Source organism: Amorphoplanes digitatis, assembly GCF_014205335.1.
Lineage (GTDB): Bacteria > Actinomycetota > Actinomycetes > Mycobacteriales > Micromonosporaceae > Actinoplanes > Actinoplanes digitatus.
Genome location: NZ_JACHNH010000001.1, coordinates 4,265,479 through 4,282,321 on the forward strand (window position 1 = coordinate 4,265,479; position 16,843 = coordinate 4,282,321).

Sequence of the window (16,843 nt, forward strand, 5' to 3'; positions counted from 1 at the left end):
CGCAACTCCTTCATCGTGACCCGAACACGCAAGCGCCGCCGTGCCGAAGGGTGGAAGGTGACCAGCGGCTAGGCCCGGCTGCGGGACCGGCTGAAGTAGGTGATCGCCCACAGGACCACGCCGACGAGCAGCAGCACCCCGGCCACCCGGTAGTCGGCGGCGGCCCGGCCCGACAGCGGGCTGGCCAGGTACGCGCAGGCGACGGCGCCGATCACCGGGATGGCGGTCGGCGCGCGGAAGTGGCGGTGCTCCACCCGGTCGCGGCGCAGGATGAGCACCGCGACGTTGACGATGGTGAAGACGCAGAGCAGCAGCAGCGCGGTCGTGCCGCCGAGCGCCGTCAGGTCGGCGAACCAGATCAGCCCGAACGCGACCAGCGTGGTGAAGACGATGCCGACCCACGGCGTACGCCGGGTGGGGTGCACCCGGCCGAGCACGCGCGGCAGCACCCGCTCGTTGGCCATGCCGTAGAGCAGCCGGCTGGCCATCAGCATATTGATCAGTGCAGAATTCGCGACGGCGAACATTGTTATGAACGCGAAGACGGTCAGCGGGAACCCGGGCGCGCCGGCCTCGACCACCTTGAGCAGCGGCGCGTCGCCCTCGCTCAGGTCGGCGGGTGAGACGAGCGTGATCGCCGAGACCGCGACCAGCACGTAGATCAGCCCGGTGACGCAGAGGCCGGTGAGCATGACCTTGGGGAAGATCCGGACCGGGTCCTTTGTCTCCTCGGCCATGTTCACCGAGTCCTCGAAGCCGACCATCGCGAAGAACGCCAGCGCGGTGGCGGCGGTGACGGAGAAGAACGCGGTCTCGCCGGGCGGCGAGTTGAACTCGACGAGCCGCGAGACGTCGCCCTCGCCGCCGCCGAGCGCCCACGCGCCGATGCAGATGACGATCAGCAGGCCGGTCAGCTCGACGCAGGTGAGCAGGACGTTCAGCTTGACGCTCTCGCCGACGCCGCGGAAGTTGATCAGGGCGATGAGGGTCATGAAGCCGACCGCGACCGCGGTCAGCCCGGCACCCTCGCCGAGGGACAGGTCGAAGGCCTCGGCGAAGTTGCCGGCGAACGCCTTCGACGCGCTGGACGCCGAGGTCAGGCCCGAGCACATCACGGCGAAGGTGACCATGAAGGTCAGGAAGTGGACCCCGAACGCCTTGTGCGTGTACAGGGCCGCGCCGGCCGCCTGTGGATACTTGGTGACCAGCTCCAGGTAGCTGAACGCGGTGAGCAGCGCGACCACGAACGCGAGCAGGAACGGCAGCCACACCGCGCCGCCCACCTCGGCCGCGACCTTGCCGGTGAGCGCGTACACCCCGGTGCCGAGGATGTCGCCGACCACGAAGAGCAGCAGCAGCCAGGGTCCGATGACCCGCTTGAGGGCGGGCTGGTCGCGGTCGAGCGTGCCGGCCGGTGTTTCCGCGTCCGCCATAGCGCGTTCCTCCACGTCGACGTGCCCAGAGCCTCACGGTATGCGATCGTCGGAGTACGCGCCGCTCGTGAGGCTGTCCCGGCGCGCCGAGCACCGGAGGACGACATGCTCATCGTGCTGGCCACCAAGCCCGGCGCCGACCAGCCGTGGATCACCGACGCGGTGGCCCGGCTGTCCCGGCAGACCGGCGCCTCGGTGGCCGTGGTCGCCGTCGACCACGTCGAACTCGAGCGCTTCTCCGCGGCGCCGCGCACCGTCTTCATGCAGGGCGCCCGCGAGGCGGCCGAGGCGGCGGCGGGGCGGCTGAGCGCCGCGGGCATCGCGGCGGAGGCGGCGGTGCGCTCCGGCCGCACGCTGGAGGGCATCATGGCGTTCGCGGACGAGCGGAAGGCCGACCTGATCGTCGTCGGCGCCAGTACCCGCCCGGCGGTCGCCGAGCGGTTGCTCGGCAGCGTCCCTCTCGAACTGATCAAGAGGTCGACCCGGCCCGTCATGGTCGTCACACACCCCTGACCGCGTAAGCCCTTGCCTATTTCCCACTTTGACTATAGGAAATAGGGAGGACGCTGCGCGGACACCTGGGGCTGGCTTGAAATTTCTGCTGATCACTCTGATCACCCATCTGGACCCGGCGAAGACCACCCGCCAGCGGTTCCGCGAGGTCGTCGACAACGCGGTGCTCGCCGAGGAGCTGGGCTTCGACGGGTACGGCGTGGGGGAGCGCCACGAGCGGCCGTTCATCTCCTCGTCGCCGCCGGTGGTGCTGAGCCACATCGCCGCGCGGACCTCGCGGATCCGGCTGTTCACCGCGGTCACCACGCTGAGCCTGCTCGATCCGGTCCGCGCCTTCGAGGACTACGCGACGCTGGACAACCTCGCCGACGGCCGGCTCGAACTGATCATCGGCAAGGGTAACGGCACCGCGCAGGCCGAGCTGTTCAACGTGACCGCCGAGGACCAGTGGGACCGCAACCGCGAGTCGTACGAGCTGTTCCGCGAGCTGTGGCGCTCGCCGCGGGTGACCTGGCAGGGCCGCTTCCGCCCGCCGCTGCGGGACGCCGAGGCCCTGCCGCGGCCGTTGCAGCAGCCGATCCGGGTCTGGCACGGCAGCGCCACCAGCCGCGCCTCGGTCGAGCTCGCCGCGCGGTACGGCGACCCGCTCTTCTCGGCCAACGTCACCAACCCGATCGAGCCGTACGCCGAACTGATCCGCCACTACCGCGAACGCTGGGCATACCACGGCCACGATCCCGCCAAGGCCCTGGTCGGCGCGGGATCGGCCGGCTACTACGCGGCGCGGAGCTCGCAGGAGGCGCTCGAGACGTACCGGCCCGTCTTCGACGCCCGCCTCGCGGCCTTCACCCGGCTCGGGCTCACCCCGGTCTTCCCCACCCTGGAGGACGCCATCGAGCGCGGCTCCATCCTGGTCGGCAGCCCGCAGCAGATCGTCGACAAGGTGCACCGCTACCACGCCGAGTTCGGCCACGAGGTCATGCACCTGCACGCCGACGGCGACGGACTCACCGAGAAGCAGCACCGCGCCACCCTCGAGCTGTTCCAGAGTGACATCGCGCCCGTCCTGCGCCGGAGCCTACCCAGCCGACCGCTGGGAGGGGAGTAGCCATGCCCGTACCCCTGTCGATCCTCGACCTCGCCCCGGTGCTGTCCGGCGGCACCGCCGGCGACGCCCTGCGCCGCACCCTCGACCTGGCCCGGCACGCCGAGCAGTTCGGCTATGCCCGCTACTGGGTGGCCGAGCACCACTTCACCCCCGGCGTCGCCAGCTCGCAGCCGGCCCTGCTGCTCGGCCAGATCGCGGCCGTGACCGGGCACATCCGGCTCGGCTCCGGCGCGGTGCAGACCGGCCACCAGAGCGCGCTGTCCATCGTCGAGCAGTTCGGCCTGCTCGACGCGCTCCATCCGGGGCGCTTCGACCTCGGGCTGGGCCGCTCCGGGCAGCGCCGCAAGGAGGCGCTGACCGAGCTGGACGGCCCGCCACCGCCGCCCGCCGAGGAGCGGGTCGTGGACGGCCTGCTCATACCGAGGCCGTTCTCGTTCGCGCCGCTGCTGGCCTCCAAGCGCTCGGCGCTGTTTCAGCGGCTCCTCCAGCTGCCCGGCGCCGAGCCGCCGGACTTCCCGGAGGTGCTCGACGCGATCGACGCGCTGCTGGCCGGGCCGGTCACCGACGACGACGGCAACGAGGCCCGCGCGGTGCCCGGGGAGGGCGCCGACCTGGAGCTCTGGATCCTCGGCAGCAGCGGCGGGCAGAGCGCCCGGGAGGCGGGTGCCCGCGGGCTACCGTTCGCGGCGAACTACCACGTGGCGCCGGCGAAGGTGCTCGAGGCCGTCGAGGCGTACCGGGCGGCGTTCCGGCCCTCGGCGAGGCTCGCCGAGCCGTACGTGATGGTCTCGGCCGACGTGGTGGTCGCCCCCGACGACGAGACGGCGCGCCGCCTCGCCTCCCCGTACGGGCTCTGGGTGCGCAGCGTGCGCACCGGCGCGGGCGCGATGCCGTACCCGTCGCCGGAGCAGGCCGCCGCGCACGCCTGGACCGAACAGGACCGGGCGCTGGTGGCCGACCGGGTGGCGACGCAGTTCGTCGGCGCGCCGCAGGCCGTGGCCGAAGGGCTGCGCACCCTGCAACGGGCGACGGGGGCCGACGAACTGCTCGTCACGACGGTCACCTACGACCACGCCGACCGGGTGCACTCCTACGAGCTGCTGGCCAAGCAGTGGCTGGGCTGAACGGGTCAGCGGTTGCCCGGCAGCGGCACGCCGAGGCGGTCCAGGAGCCGGCGCCGTAGCGCGCCGAAGCCCGGATCGTCCGGCGCGCGAGGATGGTCGAGCGGGACCGGCAGCTCGTCGGCGATCCTCCCGCCGTCGAGGACCAGCGCCCGGTCCGCCAGCAGCAGCGCCTCGTCGACGTCGTGGGTGACCAGCAGCGCCGCGAAGCCGTGGCGGGCGCGCAGGCGGCCGAAGAGGTCCTGCATCTTCAGCCTGGTCAGGGCGTCGAGCGCGCCGAAGGGCTCGTCCAGCAGCAGCACCCGCGGCTCGCGGACCAGGGCGCGGGCGAACGCCACCCGCTGTGACTGGCCGCCGGACAGCTCGGCCGGCCAGGCGCGGGCGCGGTCGGCAAGGCCCACCTCGGCCAGGGCCGCCGCCGTCCGGGCGCGGACGTCGCCGCCGGTGACGCCGAGGCCCACGTTGTCGGCGACGCGCTTCCAGGGGAGCAGGCGGTGCTCCTGGAACACCACCGCGTGCTCGCGGGGTACCGAAACGTCGCCGGTCGCCTCCGGGTCGAGGCCCGCCAGGATGCGCAGCAGGGTGCTCTTGCCGGACCCGCTGCCGCCCAGCAGCGCCACCACCTCGCCCGGCGCGATGGCCAGATCGGCGCCGTCGAGCACGACCGCGTCACCGAACGCGCGGCGCACCCCCCGAGCCCGGACCACCACCGGGGTCATGCCGCCCGCAGCCCGCGCCGCCATGCCAGGGTCCTCCGCTCCGCGGTCCGCAGCAGCAGGTCCGAGAGCAGACCCAGGCCCGCGTACACGAAAAGGCCAAGGACCACGACGTCGGTCTGGCTGAACTCGCGGGCCTCCATCATCAGGAAGCCGATGCCGTTCTGGGTGTTTGTCTGCTCGCCGACGACCAGGCTCAGCCAGGCGGCGCCGATCGCCAGGCGCAGCCCCAGGAACAGCGACGGCAGCGCGCCGGGCAGGATGACGTGCCGCAGCCGGGCCCAGGTGCCCAGGCCGCAGGTGCGGGCCGCCTCGACCAGGCGCTCGTCGATGTCGCGGATGCCGGCGTACGTGTTGAAGTAGAGCGGGAAGAACACGCCGAGCGCGACCAGGGTGATCTTCATCGACTCGCCGATGCCGACCCAGATGATCAGCAGCGGGACCAGGGCGAGGTGCGGCAGCATCCGGGCCATCTGCACCGGCGGGTCGATGGCGTCGTCGCCGAGGCGCAGCAGGCCGGCGGCCGCGCCGAGCACCAGCGCGAGCACCCCGCCGATGAGCAGGCCGATCGCGGCCCGGGTCAGCGAGTCCAGCAGGTGCGCGCCCAGCGTGCCGTCCGCGGCGAGCCGCCAGCCGGTCCGCAGGACCGTGCTGGGTGCCGGCAGCTTCTCCGCCGGCAGCACCCCGCCGCGCGACAGCGCCTCCCAGATCACCAGGATCGCGACCGGGCTGACGATCCGCTGCCAGCGCAGCCTGCGGCGCCGGGCCGCGACGGGAGCGGCGGCCTCGACCGCCGCCGGCGCCGCGACCGCGGTCATTGCAGCTCCGTGGAGAACTGGTCGTCGATGCGCGCCTTCATGTCGACGCTGCCGGGGATCAGTTCCAGCTTGGTGAAGCCGTCCGCGATCGCCTGCAGTTCGGCGCCGATCTCCGGGGTCAGCGCCGCGAGCGGCTGGGCGCTGCGCGCCAGCGCCCGCGCCGTCACCGCCTCGTCGATCTTCAATTCCGGCGCGAGGACCTTCGTGCGCTCCTCGGGGTTGGCGATCCCCCATGCTGTGGTCTTCTGGTACGCGGAGAGGAACGTGCTGATCTGCGCGGACTTGCTCTTGACCGCCTCGGGGGAGACCAGGATGTACTCCCGGTTGTTGGCCAGGCCGGTGGCGTCGGCGAGCACCTGCACGCCGGGCTGCTCGGCCAGCGCGAAGTAGGGATCCCAGATGATCCACGCGTCCACCTGGTCGTTGTCGAACGCGGGCCGGCCCTCGGCGGGCTTGAGGTACTTCACGTTGATGTCGGCCAGGGTCATCCGGTTCGCCTCGAGGAGCTTGACCAGGAGCCAGTTCACGTTGGAGCCCTTGTTCAGCGCCACCGTCTTTCCCCGCAGGTCGGCGAACGTCCGGTAGCCCTTGGCCTGCTTGACCAGCACGGCCTCGCCCTTCGGCACCGGCGCGCTGGTGCCGACGATCTTGAACGGGATCTTGCCGGCGGCCGCGAAGATCGGTGGCGCCTCGCCGGTCTGGCCCAGATCGATCGCGCCGGCCTTGAGCGCCTCGGTCAGCGCGGGCCCGCTCTCGAACAGCGACCAGGTGACGCCGGGCGCGGCGGCCTTCGCCTTGACCAGGCTCAGGCCGCCGAACCGCTGATAGCCGACGCGGAGCGTCCCGCTGTCGGTGGACGCGGCGTCGTCGCCGTCGCCGCAGCCGGCCGACACGGCGGACAGGGTCAGGGCTACCAGGGCTGCGATCGTGCGCCGTCCAATCATGCGCGCGACTCTATCTAACCCATAGGATATATGGGTAGCCCGTCCCGCATGGCGGAGGTCAGCCCCAGGTCATGTCGATCTCGCGCTCGAACACGGTGTAGCCCACCCGGGCGAACGACCTCGCCATCGGCGTGTTGCCGACATCGGTCGCCGCCCGGATTCGGGACACGCCCTCGGCCGCCAGCAGCCGCGTGCCCTCGGCCAGCACGTCGTCGATGTAGCCGTTGCCGCGGTGCGCCGGCAGCACCGCCAGGTAGGCGATGATCACGTTGTAGCCGTTGTGCGCCGGGATGACGAAACCGGCCGGCTCGCCGCCCGGCAGGGTCGCGACCCGCCACCAGTCGCGCGGGCTCGCATAGCGCTCGAGCTCCTCGCGGTACTGCCGCTCGGCGGCCTCGCGGGCGGTGAGGCTGCGCAGCTCGTCGCGGCTGTGCGCGTCCAGGGTGCCGTCGAGCACGAGCGTCATCAGGCCGATCAGCTCGGCCGCGTCCCGGGGCGGCCGGAACTCCAGCCGCCCGCTCGGCGCGGGCACCGGCGTGCCGGGCAGCCAGTGCAGGCGCAGCCGCTCCACGAACAGCCGGGCGCCGACGCGTTCGAGGGCGGCCATCCGGTCCCGCACCGCCCGGCGCGACTCGTCGTGCGCGCGCCAGTCGGGCGGGACGAAGCGGCCGTACCCGGGCGGCGTGCCGCCCGGCGGTACGAGGGCCGCGAGCGCCGCCTCCAGCAGGCGCACGCCGTCCTCGATGCCGTCGGTGACGTCGAAGACGTCCATCAGCAGCGGATGCTCGTCGCCGGGGCGGGACCACCAGGCGGCCCGGGCCACGACGCGGTCGCCGCGCAGGGCGACCCAGAGCCATCGGGTACGGCGGCGGCCCGCCTCGAGGTCGCCGCGGATCTCGGCGTTCAGGACGTACGGCAGGCGGTTGAACAGGTCGATCTCCTCCGGCCCGGTGATCGGGCGCAGAGTCAGGTCGTGCGGGGTCAAGGCGTTCTCCGTCCGGAGGCGCCCGTCACCGGTGGACGGGCGCGGTGTGTGCGGCGTACATGTCCGGGCCCTCCTTTCCGACGTCGGTTCGGCCGCAGTTCTATCCGCCCCCGCTGTTGCCCGCAACCGAATTGCGCGGGTGTCGCGTAGGGTCGGCGGCATGGATCTGGTCGCCAAGGCCGCCGAGCTGATCGCCGTGCCGTCCACTGCGGACCGCCCCGAGGAGCTGGCCCGGGCGCTCGATCTGGTGCTCGACGTCGTCGGCACGGACTTCACGGTGGAACGCTTCTCCTCGCGCGGCAAGCCCAGCGCGCTGGTCCGGACGCCCGGCCCGCGCCCGGTGTTCCGGGTCCTGCTCAACGCCCACCTCGACGTCGTGCCCGCCGAAGCCTACGAGGCCCGCCGCGACGGCGACCGGCTCTACGGCCGCGGCGCGCAGGACATGAAGGTCGCGGCGGTGGTCATGGCCGACGTGTTCCGGGAGCTGGCCGGGACGCTGCCGTACCCGCTGGGCCTGCAACTGGTCACCGACGAGGAGGTCGGCGGCTACGATGGCACCGCACACCAGATCGAGGCCGGGGTGAGCGCGGACTTCGTGGTCATCGGCGAGCAGAGCGGCCTGCGCGTCGTCACCGACTCCAAGGGGCTGTGCCAGGTGCGGTTGCGCGCCACCGGCGCCGCCGCGCACGCCGCGTACCCCTGGCTGGGCGACAACGCCCTGCTGACGCTGATCGGCGCGGTGCAGGCGCTGGTGCGGCGCTATCCGGTTCCGGCGACCGAGCAGTGGGCCACGACGGTCAACGTGGCCCGGATCGAGACCGCCAACCTCGCCGTCAATCAGGTGCCGGCCGACGCGACGGCGTGGCTCGACATCCGCTTCCCGCCCGAGGACACCGACTTCAGCGGGCGCACGCCGCACGAGATCGTGGCCTACCTGCGCTCGGTCACCGGTGTCCGTGCCGAGGTCGACAGCCTCGGCCCGTCGCACCACGCCGACCCGGAGAGCGAGGAGGTGGCCCGGCTGCGCGAGGCGGCCCGGTCCGCGGGCTTCTCCGGCGAGCTGCTGCGCAAGCACGGCGCGGCGGACGCGCGGTTCTACTACGCCCGCGGCGTCGACGCCGTCATCTTCGGCCCCGGCGGCGACGGCCAGCACGGCCCGGACGAGTACGCCGACCTGACGACCGTCGCGCCGTACCGGGACGCGCTGGTCTCGTTCCTCAAGTCCCTCACGCCGCGGACAGCCGCCTGGTGAGCTCGGCTGCCCTGGCCCGCTGCACGGACCGGGCCTGCCCGACGACGAAGGAGCGCAGCAGCGCGGGGAACGTGACGTTGACGGTCTCGGTGACGGCGGTGACGTCGCCGTCCGGCACCAGGTCGACGGCGGCGGTCAGGCGCACCCGGCCCGGGCTCACCACGTCGCTGAAGATCCGGCGGCCGGGCTCGGGAAAGGTCATGGTGACCTTGATGTGGTTGTCGTATTTGAACGGGCCGAAGGTGAACCGTTCCACCGAGACGTAGGAGACCTCGCCGCCGTCGCGCCGGACGTCGCGCACGGCGACGATCAGCGGCGACAGGCCGATGTAGCTCTCCGGCTCCGCCAGATGGGCGAAGATCTTCTCGGCGGGCGCGTGGACGTGGAACGAGTTGCTGAACTCTTCGGTCGGCACGGCGCCATGATCGCACGGTCCGGCCGAGCGCTACCGCGGCCGCTCGCCCTTGCCGTCGACGACCGCACGCTCCAGTACGGCGCTGAGGCCGGTGATCGTGCCGGCCGTACCGCCGGCACCGTCCTCGACCAGGTAGCTGCGCTCGCCGAGGTAGTCGAACGTCCGCGGGTCGAAGATCCATTCGCGCCGCTCGCCGAGATGCTCGAACGCCACCGCGGTGCCGTGCCGCCCCGCGCCGTCGACCGCGTCGTCGACGAGCACCACGCCGGGAATCCGGGCGGCGGTGCGGTAGAGGGTGACGTAGGTCCGCGGCGGGAGGATGGTCTCGTGCATCGCGCTGCCGATCCAGTCGAACGCCGAGTAGTCCGCCTCCGGCCCCGTGTCCTCGGTCTCGGTCTCGGCGTAGATCCTGCGCAGCAGAAGCTTCGGCTCGACGGGCAGGTTAGCGTAGGCGCCGTTCGGCGTCGCGTCGTACACCTCGAAGGTCTCGGCTCCGTCGTGGACGAACGCCCGGTCGCCCTGCTGCGGGGACCAGATCTCCCGGATGCGCGTGGTCTCTAGCGCGGGCGTGACGACGCCCTCCGACGGCCAGCTCACGCCGCCGTCGAAGCGCCGGCCGCCGAAGGCGATGTGCTGGTAGGCGATCCTGCTCCGGATGTAGACGAACTGGTCGGGGCGGATGGCCGGCGCCGGTGGGAGGGACGCCCGGGCCGCGGCCGCGTCGGCGCGGGCGACGACCCCGGCGGCGTGCACCGGCGGCAGCGCGATGACCGCCGGCGTCGCGCTCGGCGCCGGCACGGGAGACGTCCCGCCGTGCGGCACGAGGCCCGCCAGCACGAAGATCACGGTGACCAGCGCCGCGGCGCCCGCCGGCACCAGCGCCATCACGCGGCGCGGCGCCCGGCGCGGCCGGCCGATCTCCCGCAGGAAGGCGTCCCGGAGCACCCGGCCGCGCGCCTCGGACAGCTCGGGGTCGCCGGGCGGCGGCAGCAGGCGGGCGAGTTCGTCGCGCTGTGCGGTGTTCATGGGGTGGTCTCCCGCCTCATCGGTGCGGACTGCCGGGCGTTGCGCAACTCGGTCTCGGCGAGGGCCCGCAGCCGGACCCGGGCCCGGGACAGCCGGGACCGCACCGTCCCGACCGGTACGCCGAGTGCCTCGGCGGCGGCCGCGTAGTCCAGCCCGGACCAGACGCAGAGCGTGAAGACCTCCCGTTCGCGGCGGCGCAGCCGGCCCAGCGCGACCGCGGCGGCCCGCAGCTGCTCGGCGTCGCGCAGCCGTTCAACGACCTCGTCGGAGAAGTCCGGCACGGTGTCGCGCAGCGGCAGCCGGGCGAGCGCGGCCTGGTGCCGCCGGGCCGCGCGGGAGGTGTTGCGCAGCACGTTGGTGGCGATGCCGAGCAGCCAGGGCAGCACGCTGTCGCCGTCGGGCCGCAGCCGCGCGCGCAGCCGCCACGCCTCGTGGAAGGTCAGCGACACCACGTCCTCGGCGGTGCTCCAATCGGCGGTCACCCGCACGGCATGGCGGTACACCGTGCGCGCGTGCTCGTCGAAGAGCCGGCCGAAGGCCGCGGCGTCGCCGGCCCGCAGCCGCGCTCTCATCGGTAGGTCCACACTCAGTCCTGTCCGCGGGCGCCGCTCGGTTCCGGTGACCCGGGTCACACTCCGAGCGCGAGCCGGCGGATCACCGGTGCGGCGTCGCCGGTCAGCGACAGGACCACCCGGGTGCGCCGCCGCGCCGCGGCGTCCTCGGTCACCCGCCCGTCCGGGCCGACCCGCAGCCCGAGCATCGGCGCGTCTAGGGGCCGCAGGTCGCCGGTGGCGATGCCCGCCGCGAGTGGATCGTGCAGCGGCACCTCGCGCTCGCCGAACCGGGTCTCGTAGTGGTCGAGGTAGGCGACGAGCATCGCCGCCAGCGCCGTCGTCAGCGCGGTGCCGTGCGCCGCCAGCACGGCCCGGTCCCGCTCGCCGAAGCGGTGCCGCATGGTGACGTCCAGCGGCACGAGCGTCACCGGCCAGGCCGCGTCGAGTACCTCGGCCGCGGCGACGGGATCGTTGGCGATGTTGGCCTCGGCGTGCCCGGTGATGTTGCCGGGCACCCGCAGCGCCCCGCCCATGACGGTCACGTCCCGCACCAGTTCGGCGAGCCCCGGCTCCCGGCGCAGCGCGAGCGCGAGGTTGGTCAGCGGACCGGTGGCCACCACCCGCAGCTCGCCGGGGTGCCGGCGGGCCGTCTCGATCAGCAGGTCGGCGCCGTCGCGGTCGGCCGGCGTCCGGGCCGCGCGCGGCAACTCGATCCCGCCGATGCCGTTGCCGCCGTGCACCCGCGCCGCGCCGCCGGCGTAGCTGCCGCCGAGCGGGTGGTGCGCGCCCGCACCGACCGGTATGTCGTCGCGGCCGGCCAGTGCGAGCAGGTCGAGGGTGTTGCGCGCCGCCTGCCCGGCGCTGGTGTTGCCGCTGACGGTGCCGACGGCGGCCAGAGCGGCACCCGGGCGCCCGAGCAGCAGCGCCAGCGCGAGCGCGTCGTCGATCCCGGTGTCGCAGTCGAGATGGAACGGGGTCATCCGGTGATGATGGCCGACGGCGGTTGACGCCATGGGCCCCTGGGTACTTATCACGCGTATGACGCAGTACGGAATCCACGCCTCGCACGAGCAGATCCCGCCCGCCGAGCTCCTCGCCGCGGTCGTCGCCGCGGAGCGCGCCGGCTTCGAGGCGGCGATGTGCTCCGACCACTTCTCGCCGTGGAGCGCCCGGCAGGGGCAGTCGGCGTTCGCCTGGTCCTGGCTCGGCGCCGCGCTACAGGCCACCGGCCTGTCGTTCGGCGTGGTCAACGCGCCCGGACAGCGCTACCACCCGGCGATCATCGCGCAGGCGATCGGCACACTTGGCGCGATGTACCCGGGCCGGTTCTGGGCCGCCCTGGGCAGCGGCGAGAACAGCAACGAGCACATCACCGGCGGGCCGTGGCCGCGCAAGGAGGTCCGCGAGGCCCGGCTGCTCGAATGCGTCGGCGTCATCCGCGACCTGCTGGCCGGCGAGGAGGTCACCCGCGACGGCCTGGTCACGGTCGACCGCGCCCGGCTCTGGACCCGCCCGGGTACGCCGCCGCCGCTGATCGGCGCCGCGGTCAGCACCCGGACCGCCGCCTGGTGCGCGGGCTGGGCCGACGGCCTGGTCACGGTGAACGCGCCCGAGGAGCACCTGCGCGCGATGATCGCGGCGTACCGGGACGCGGGCGGCCGCGGCCCGGTGTGCCTACAGGCGCACCTGAGCTGGGCGCCGTCGCAGGCAGAGGCCGAGGCCATCGCGCACGACCAGTGGCGCAGCAACGTCTTCGCGCCGCCGGTCTGCTGGGACACCGAGACGGTCGAGCACTTCGACGTGGTCTCCGAGCACGTGACGATCGAGCAGGTGCGACAGGTCGTCAACGTCTCCGCCGACCTGGAGCAGCACACCGCCTGGCTGCGCGGCTACGCCGCGCTGGGCTTCGACCGCGTCTACCTGCACCACGTCGGCCAGGACCTCCTGCCGTTCGTCGACGCCTTCGGCGCCAAGGTCCTGCCGGCCCTGCGGTGATCAGTTAGGCGTGGAGAGCTCGTTGTAGCCGGGCGCGTGTTCCTGGCCGGAGAGGTCGCCGATCGCGGCCATGATGGCGTCGGTGGCCTCGCGGCGGGCCCGGGCCGCGCCGCCCGCCGGCGGCGCGAAGCGCAACGGCGCGCCGAACCGCACGGTCACCCGCCCGGGTCGCGGCAGCCGGGCACCCACCGGCTGGACCCGCTCGGTGCCGAGGACGGCGACCGGCACGACCGGCGCACCGGAGGCGAGCGCGAGCCAGGCCACCCCGGTGCGCCCGCGGTAGAGCCGGCCGTCGCGCGAGCGGCTGCCCTCGGGATGGATGCCGAACGCCCGCCCGTCGCGCAGCACCGCCAGGGCCGTCTCGAGCGCCGCCTGCGCGGCCCGGTGCGCGCCGCGCGGCACGGCGATCGCGTCGACGGCAAGCAGCGTGGTGCTCAGCAGCCGGCCCTTGAGGCCGGGCCGGGTGAAATACTCCTCCTTGGCCAGGAACGCCACCGGCCGCGGCGACACCAGCGGGATGAGGAAGCTGTCGATCGCCGACAGGTGATTGGCGGCCAGGATGACCGGCCCGTGGCCGGGCACGTGCTCGCGGCCTTCGACGGTGGGCCGGAACATCACCCGGGACAGCGGCACCAGCATCGCCCGGGCGATCCGCGTCAGCATGTCAGCGCTCCACATAGGAGTCGATGGCCGCGCACAGCAGCGGCCAGGGGTCATCGGTGTCGACGGTCATCTGGAGGCTGCCCCACAGCCAGAGCTGGGCGAGCCCGTGCAGGTTGGCCCAGAGCGCCCCGGCCACGACGGTCGCGTCCTGGCTGCCGGGCCGCGCCCGGCCGACCAGATCCACGAGTACGGCGAAGAGCGGCTTGGTGGCGGCGCGCAGCCCCTCCTGGTTACCCCGCAGCAGCTCGTGCCGGAACATCAGCTCGAACATGCCGCGCTCGGAGCGCGCGAAGTCGAGATAGAGCCCCCCGAGCGCGAGCAGCCCGGCCCGCGGATCGCCGTCGACCTCGAGCGCGCCGATCCGCGCACTCAGCCGCTCGTAGCCGACCCGGGCGACGGCGGCCAGCAGATGCCGGTGCGTGGGGAAGTAACGCCGCGGCGCACCGTGCGACACCCCGGCGCGCCGCGCGATCTCCCGCAACGACAGCGACTCGGTGCCCTCCGCGGCGACCAGCGCGACACCGGTCTCGACGAGGCGAGCCCGCAACTGATCGGCCATGAAGAATGTCTACCAGCACGCGTAGACACTGTCTACTCCGTGCTCGACGGGATTCGACTCCTCGCCCTCGGCCGGCCCGGCAATCTCCGGCGACTGTCGCCCCGATGACTGACGAAATGTCGCGCTCCCGTCACGGCTCCTCTTCTTCTCCGGGATAGCCGCCGGACTGGCGGCGGGCCTGGTCCCACTGGCCGCCGAGCAGTTGATCACCGTCCGCCGGCGGCGGCCGGCCGAGGGTCTTCGAGCGGGGTTCGAACCGGCGGAGTCCTGAGGACGTCGATGCCGTTGAGGCCGCGCTGCTCGCCGGCCCTGTGCGGAGGTGCTGCGCGGGCCGGGGCGACGGGCCACCATGGGTGCATGACAGAGCGATATGAGTACAAGGTTCTGGAGCTCCGGGAGAAGATGCTCGGCGGCAAGATGTCGGGTGAGAAGTTGGAGAAGCTCCTCAATCAACACGCCGGCGAAGGCTGGCGGCTCAAGGCGATCACCTCGGCGGATGTCAAGGGACGTCTTGGGCCCGGCGGTGTCGAGGGTCTACTGGTCACGTTCGAGCGCGTCATCTGACAACTGCCACCGGTTCAGTCGTGGGGGATCGGCGGTGCCCAGTGTGGGCGGGGGATCAGGCAGAACGGGTGGCCGGCGGGGTCGGCGAAGACGTTCGGGCCGGGTAGTTCGGTCGCGCCGAGGCCTAGGACCGCGGCGCGGGCGGTGGCGACGTCCTCGACCATCACGTCGAGGTGGAGTTGCTGGGGGAGTGCGGGGTCCGGCCAGGTCGGCGGGCGGTGGTCCGGTGCGCGCTGGAACGCCAGGCCGGACGCCCGGTCGCTGGTGGAGACGACGGCGAAGTCCTCGTCGCGGTAGGTGATCTCCTGGCCGAGCAGACGGCTGTAGAACGTGGCAAGGGCCAGGGGATCGGGGCAGTCGAAGATCAGGTGGTGGGTCCGTCCGATCGGCATGGTTCCTCCGAGGTCGTGTCGAGAACGGTGGGGCGGGAACGACCCAGGGGCATGACGAAGTTCCTGCTGATCCAGCACCACGTCGCCATGGGCACCTGGACGCCCGCCGACATCCGGCGCCACTACGACTACCAGACGTCGCTGGACGCCGAGCTCGCGGCCGCGGGTGAGCTGGTGGAGACGCAGGGACTCGCGGGCCTCGCCCGGCTGGTGACCGGCGACGGCGTGGCCGCGGCGGGCGGGATGCCGGTGCTGGCCGGGTACCGGATCGTCGACGTGGAGTCGCAGGAGCGTGCCCTGGGTATCGCGGCCCGGGCCGCGGCGGCGCCCGGGCCCGGCGGGGCGCCGCTGTGCCAGCCGATCGACGTCCGGCAGCTGCTGACTCCGTGAGAGCGCTTTCTCAGCGTAACCGGTTCCGAGGCCCGGATTCGCGACCGTGGCACGGGAAAGCGCTCTCCGGCACCGGAACCTTTCGTCATCCTTAAGTCGATCGATGTCTGCTTGCTTTCGCCGCGTTTAAGTTTCATAACTGTTAAGTCCTCTTCCGGTTACATCCCCACCCGGAGTCCGTCATGCGCAGATCCCCCAGTCGCGCGCTGCTCGCGACCGGCACCGTCCTCGTCGCCGTCCTCGCGGCGGCCGTCGCCGCGATCGCCGCACCCCCGGCCGCCACGGCCGCCGTCTTCAACCATCCCGGCGTCCTGCTCAGCCGGGCCCAGCTCGACTTCGTCAAGGGCAGGGTCGCGGCGCAGGCCCAGCCCTGGACCTCCGCCTACCAGCAGATGATGGCCAGCCGGTACGCCTCGCTGTCCCGTACGCCGCTGCCGCGCGCGACCGTCGAGTGCGGCTCCTACTCCAACCCGAACTACGGCTGCACCGACGAGCGCGAGGACGCCATCGCGGCGTACACCGACGCGCTGGCCTGGTACATCACCGGAAACCCGGCGTACGCGACAAAGGCGATCGAGATCATGGACGCCTGGTCCGCGACGATCCGGAACCACACGAACAGCAACGCGCCGCTACAGACCGCCTGGGCCGGCTCGGTGTGGCCCCGGGCCGCGGAGATCATCAGGTACACGTACCCGAGCTGGCCCGCGCAGGCGCGCTTCGCCACCATGCTGCGCACCGTCTACCTGCCCGTTGTCATCCCCGGCATTCACAGCAACGGCAACTGGGAGCTGTCGATGATGGAGGCCGCGGTCGGCATCTCCGTCTTCCTCGACGACCGCGCCAGCTACGACCGGGCGATCAGCCGGTTCCGGCTGCGCGCCGCGTCCTACGTCTACATCGCCGCGGACGGCGCGCAGCCGAAGTACCCGCCGGCCGGCGGCATCGACACCCGCGCCGAGCTGATCAGCTACTGGCAGGGACAGAGCACGTTCGTGGACGGCCTCTCCCAGGAGACCTGCCGCGACTTCACCCACACCGGCTACGGCATCTCCGCGATCGCGCACGTCGCCGAGACCGGCCGCATCCAGGGCGGCGACCTCTACCCGGAGCTGCAGGACCGGCTGCGGCACGCGCTCGGATTCCACACCAAGTTCGAGAACGGCGTGGCGGTGCCCGCGAACATCTGCGGCGGCAGCGTCACCCGGGGCCTCGGGCCGGTCACCGAGGTCGGCTTCAACGCGCTGCACAACCGCCTGGGCATCGCGATGGCCAACACCGAGACGTACACGGTCGCCCGGCGCCCGCAGGGCAGCAACAACCTCTTCGTCGCGTGGGAGACCCTCACCCACGCCGGCAACCCCGCCTGATCCCCACCCCGTACCGGAAGGTCCC

20 protein-coding genes are annotated in these 16,843 nt (G+C 72.8%); 8 read left to right on the forward strand and 12 right to left on the reverse strand.

The annotated features are described in order from the left end of the window. Nucleotides 1-68: 68 nt before the first annotated feature. Complete coding sequence (locus BJ971_RS18535) at nucleotides 69-1,433, reverse strand: APC family permease (protein WP_184994503.1); 1,365 nt, start codon at nucleotides 1,431-1,433, stop codon at nucleotides 69-71. A 105-nt stretch (nucleotides 1,434-1,538) separates the two neighbouring features. Between BJ971_RS18535 and BJ971_RS18540 the strand changes: the two genes are divergently transcribed. The 3 genes from BJ971_RS18540 to BJ971_RS18550 all read left to right on the forward strand — a co-directional run bounded on the left by BJ971_RS18540 (nucleotide 1,539) and on the right by BJ971_RS18550 (nucleotide 4,178). Beyond that, nucleotides 1,539-1,946, forward strand: coding sequence for a universal stress protein (locus tag BJ971_RS18540; protein ID WP_184994504.1), 408 nt, complete (start codon nucleotides 1,539-1,541; stop codon nucleotides 1,944-1,946). A gap of 76 nt (nucleotides 1,947-2,022) precedes the next feature. Next, complete coding sequence (locus BJ971_RS18545) at nucleotides 2,023-3,054, forward strand: LLM class flavin-dependent oxidoreductase (RefSeq protein ID WP_184994505.1); 1,032 nt, start codon at nucleotides 2,023-2,025, stop codon at nucleotides 3,052-3,054. A 2-nt stretch (nucleotides 3,055-3,056) separates the two neighbouring features. Next, a complete protein-coding gene (locus tag BJ971_RS18550) occupies nucleotides 3,057-4,178 on the forward strand; it encodes an LLM class flavin-dependent oxidoreductase (RefSeq protein WP_184994506.1) in 1,122 nt (373 codons plus the stop codon). Nucleotides 4,179-4,183: 5 nt separating this feature from the next. Here BJ971_RS18550 and BJ971_RS18555 read toward each other — a convergent pair whose 3' ends face one another. Genes BJ971_RS18555 through BJ971_RS18570 form a run of 4 tightly spaced genes read right to left on the reverse strand, consistent with a single transcriptional unit; the run spans nucleotide 4,184 to nucleotide 7,638 of the window. Further along, nucleotides 4,184-4,918, reverse strand: a complete 735-nt coding sequence (locus BJ971_RS18555) for an ABC transporter ATP-binding protein (protein ID WP_184994507.1) — start codon at nucleotides 4,916-4,918, stop codon at nucleotides 4,184-4,186. Continuing rightward, the gene (locus tag BJ971_RS18560) at nucleotides 4,891-5,709 is read right to left on the reverse strand and encodes an ABC transporter permease (RefSeq protein WP_184994508.1); all 819 of its coding nucleotides are present in this window, start codon (nucleotides 5,707-5,709) and stop codon (nucleotides 4,891-4,893) included. The genes BJ971_RS18555 and BJ971_RS18560 overlap by 28 nt, the downstream gene beginning before the upstream one ends. Then, nucleotides 5,706-6,653, reverse strand: a complete 948-nt coding sequence (locus tag BJ971_RS18565) for an aliphatic sulfonate ABC transporter substrate-binding protein (RefSeq protein ID WP_184994509.1) — start codon at nucleotides 6,651-6,653, stop codon at nucleotides 5,706-5,708. The genes BJ971_RS18560 and BJ971_RS18565 overlap by 4 nt, the downstream gene beginning before the upstream one ends. Before the next feature lie 58 nt (nucleotides 6,654-6,711). Next, nucleotides 6,712-7,638, reverse strand: a complete 927-nt coding sequence (locus BJ971_RS18570) for a GNAT family N-acetyltransferase (RefSeq protein ID WP_239087229.1) — start codon at nucleotides 7,636-7,638, stop codon at nucleotides 6,712-6,714. 160 nt (nucleotides 7,639-7,798) lie between these two features. On the opposite strand from BJ971_RS18570, the gene BJ971_RS18575 reads away from it, so the two are divergent. Further along, entirely contained in the window at nucleotides 7,799-8,890 is a 1,092-nt protein-coding gene (locus tag BJ971_RS18575; RefSeq protein WP_184994511.1) for a M20 family metallopeptidase, read from the forward strand. On the opposite strand, the gene BJ971_RS18580 is transcribed toward BJ971_RS18575, so the two are convergent. From BJ971_RS18580 to BJ971_RS18595, 4 genes are read right to left on the reverse strand one after another with little or no spacing between them, the layout of a single operon-like run. After that, nucleotides 8,865-9,305 carry an SRPBCC family protein gene (locus BJ971_RS18580; protein WP_184994512.1) on the reverse strand — a complete coding sequence of 147 codons (441 nt, stop codon included), beginning with the start codon at nucleotides 9,303-9,305 and terminating at the stop codon, nucleotides 8,865-8,867. The genes BJ971_RS18575 and BJ971_RS18580 overlap by 26 nt on opposite strands. Nucleotides 9,306-9,335: 30 nt before the next feature. Continuing rightward, nucleotides 9,336-10,331: a CU044_5270 family protein gene (locus BJ971_RS18585; protein ID WP_184994513.1), complete on the reverse strand. Its 996-nt coding sequence runs from the start codon at nucleotides 10,329-10,331 to the stop codon at nucleotides 9,336-9,338. After that, nucleotides 10,328-10,903 (reverse strand): RNA polymerase sigma factor, encoded by a 576-nt coding sequence (locus BJ971_RS18590; RefSeq protein WP_184994514.1) that lies wholly within the window; start codon nucleotides 10,901-10,903, stop codon nucleotides 10,328-10,330. Before BJ971_RS18590 ends, BJ971_RS18585 begins: the two co-directional genes overlap by 4 nt. 56 nt (nucleotides 10,904-10,959) lie before the next feature. Beyond that, complete coding sequence (locus BJ971_RS18595) at nucleotides 10,960-11,865, reverse strand: nucleoside hydrolase (RefSeq protein ID WP_184994515.1); 906 nt, start codon at nucleotides 11,863-11,865, stop codon at nucleotides 10,960-10,962. Between the two features lie 58 nt (nucleotides 11,866-11,923). On the opposite strand from BJ971_RS18595, the gene BJ971_RS18600 reads away from it, so the two are divergent. Further along, nucleotides 11,924-12,880: a TIGR03885 family FMN-dependent LLM class oxidoreductase gene (locus tag BJ971_RS18600; protein ID WP_184994516.1), complete on the forward strand. Its 957-nt coding sequence runs from the start codon at nucleotides 11,924-11,926 to the stop codon at nucleotides 12,878-12,880. Here the strand turns inward: BJ971_RS18600 and BJ971_RS18605 are convergent, their stop codons facing one another. Both BJ971_RS18605 and BJ971_RS18610 read right to left on the reverse strand, forming a co-directional pair. Further along, a complete protein-coding gene (locus BJ971_RS18605; RefSeq protein WP_184994517.1) occupies nucleotides 12,881-13,543 on the reverse strand; it encodes a lysophospholipid acyltransferase family protein in 663 nt (220 codons plus the stop codon). A gap of 1 nt (nucleotide 13,544) precedes the next feature. Continuing rightward, nucleotides 13,545-14,102, reverse strand: coding sequence for a TetR/AcrR family transcriptional regulator (locus BJ971_RS18610; RefSeq protein ID WP_184994518.1), 558 nt, complete (start codon nucleotides 14,100-14,102; stop codon nucleotides 13,545-13,547). Nucleotides 14,103-14,459: 357 nt separating this feature from the next. Here BJ971_RS18610 and BJ971_RS18615 point away from each other — a divergent pair, with 357 nt between their 5' ends. Then, complete coding sequence (locus tag BJ971_RS18615) at nucleotides 14,460-14,666, forward strand: DUF4177 domain-containing protein (protein WP_184994519.1); 207 nt, start codon at nucleotides 14,460-14,462, stop codon at nucleotides 14,664-14,666. Nucleotides 14,667-14,680: 14 nt separating this feature from the next. On the opposite strand, the gene BJ971_RS18620 is transcribed toward BJ971_RS18615, so the two are convergent. Continuing rightward, nucleotides 14,681-15,058: a VOC family protein gene (locus BJ971_RS18620; RefSeq protein WP_184994520.1), complete on the reverse strand. Its 378-nt coding sequence runs from the start codon at nucleotides 15,056-15,058 to the stop codon at nucleotides 14,681-14,683. Between the two features lie 51 nt (nucleotides 15,059-15,109). On the opposite strand from BJ971_RS18620, the gene BJ971_RS18625 reads away from it, so the two are divergent. Together BJ971_RS18625 and BJ971_RS18630 are read left to right on the forward strand one after the other, a co-directional pair. Next, entirely contained in the window at nucleotides 15,110-15,448 is a 339-nt protein-coding gene (locus BJ971_RS18625) for a YciI family protein (RefSeq protein ID WP_184994521.1), read from the forward strand. A gap of 182 nt (nucleotides 15,449-15,630) precedes the next feature. Continuing rightward, nucleotides 15,631-16,818 carry an alginate lyase family protein gene (locus BJ971_RS18630; RefSeq protein ID WP_184994522.1) on the forward strand — a complete coding sequence of 396 codons (1,188 nt, stop codon included), beginning with the start codon at nucleotides 15,631-15,633 and terminating at the stop codon, nucleotides 16,816-16,818. The last annotated feature ends 25 nt before the right edge of the window (nucleotides 16,819-16,843 follow it).

What these genes read in the sequence shown, in the direction of transcription:
- BJ971_RS18565 (WP_184994509.1), bottom strand. Translation starts at nt 6,653, where the DNA reads ATGATTGGACGGCGCACGATCGCAGCCCTGGTAGCCCTGACCCTGTCC.
- BJ971_RS18555 (WP_184994507.1), bottom strand. Translation starts at nt 4,918, where the DNA reads ATGGCGGCGCGGGCTGCGGGCGGCATGACCCCGGTGGTGGTCCGGGCT.
- BJ971_RS18605 (WP_184994517.1), bottom strand. Translation starts at nt 13,543, where the DNA reads ATGCTGACGCGGATCGCCCGGGCGATGCTGGTGCCGCTGTCCCGGGTG.
- BJ971_RS18585 (WP_184994513.1), bottom strand. Translation starts at nt 10,331, where the DNA reads ATGAACACCGCACAGCGCGACGAACTCGCCCGCCTGCTGCCGCCGCCC.
- BJ971_RS18595 (WP_184994515.1), bottom strand. Translation starts at nt 11,865, where the DNA reads ATGACCCCGTTCCATCTCGACTGCGACACCGGGATCGACGACGCGCTC.
- BJ971_RS18610 (WP_184994518.1), bottom strand. Translation starts at nt 14,102, where the DNA reads ATGGCCGATCAGTTGCGGGCTCGCCTCGTCGAGACCGGTGTCGCGCTG.
- BJ971_RS18535 (WP_184994503.1), bottom strand. Translation starts at nt 1,433, where the DNA reads ATGGCGGACGCGGAAACACCGGCCGGCACGCTCGACCGCGACCAGCCC.
- BJ971_RS18575 (WP_184994511.1), top strand. Translation starts at nt 7,799, where the DNA reads ATGGATCTGGTCGCCAAGGCCGCCGAGCTGATCGCCGTGCCGTCCACT.
- BJ971_RS18600 (WP_184994516.1), top strand. Translation starts at nt 11,924, where the DNA reads ATGACGCAGTACGGAATCCACGCCTCGCACGAGCAGATCCCGCCCGCC.
- BJ971_RS18615 (WP_184994519.1), top strand. Translation starts at nt 14,460, where the DNA reads ATGACAGAGCGATATGAGTACAAGGTTCTGGAGCTCCGGGAGAAGATG.
- BJ971_RS18630 (WP_184994522.1), top strand. Translation starts at nt 15,631, where the DNA reads ATGCGCAGATCCCCCAGTCGCGCGCTGCTCGCGACCGGCACCGTCCTC.
- BJ971_RS18560 (WP_184994508.1), bottom strand. Translation starts at nt 5,709, where the DNA reads ATGACCGCGGTCGCGGCGCCGGCGGCGGTCGAGGCCGCCGCTCCCGTC.
- BJ971_RS18590 (WP_184994514.1), bottom strand. Translation starts at nt 10,903, where the DNA reads ATGAGAGCGCGGCTGCGGGCCGGCGACGCCGCGGCCTTCGGCCGGCTC.
- BJ971_RS18540 (WP_184994504.1), top strand. Translation starts at nt 1,539, where the DNA reads ATGCTCATCGTGCTGGCCACCAAGCCCGGCGCCGACCAGCCGTGGATC.
- BJ971_RS18620 (WP_184994520.1), bottom strand. Translation starts at nt 15,058, where the DNA reads ATGCCGATCGGACGGACCCACCACCTGATCTTCGACTGCCCCGATCCC.
- BJ971_RS18625 (WP_184994521.1), top strand. Translation starts at nt 15,110, where the DNA reads ATGACGAAGTTCCTGCTGATCCAGCACCACGTCGCCATGGGCACCTGG.
- BJ971_RS18550 (WP_184994506.1), top strand. Translation starts at nt 3,057, where the DNA reads ATGCCCGTACCCCTGTCGATCCTCGACCTCGCCCCGGTGCTGTCCGGC.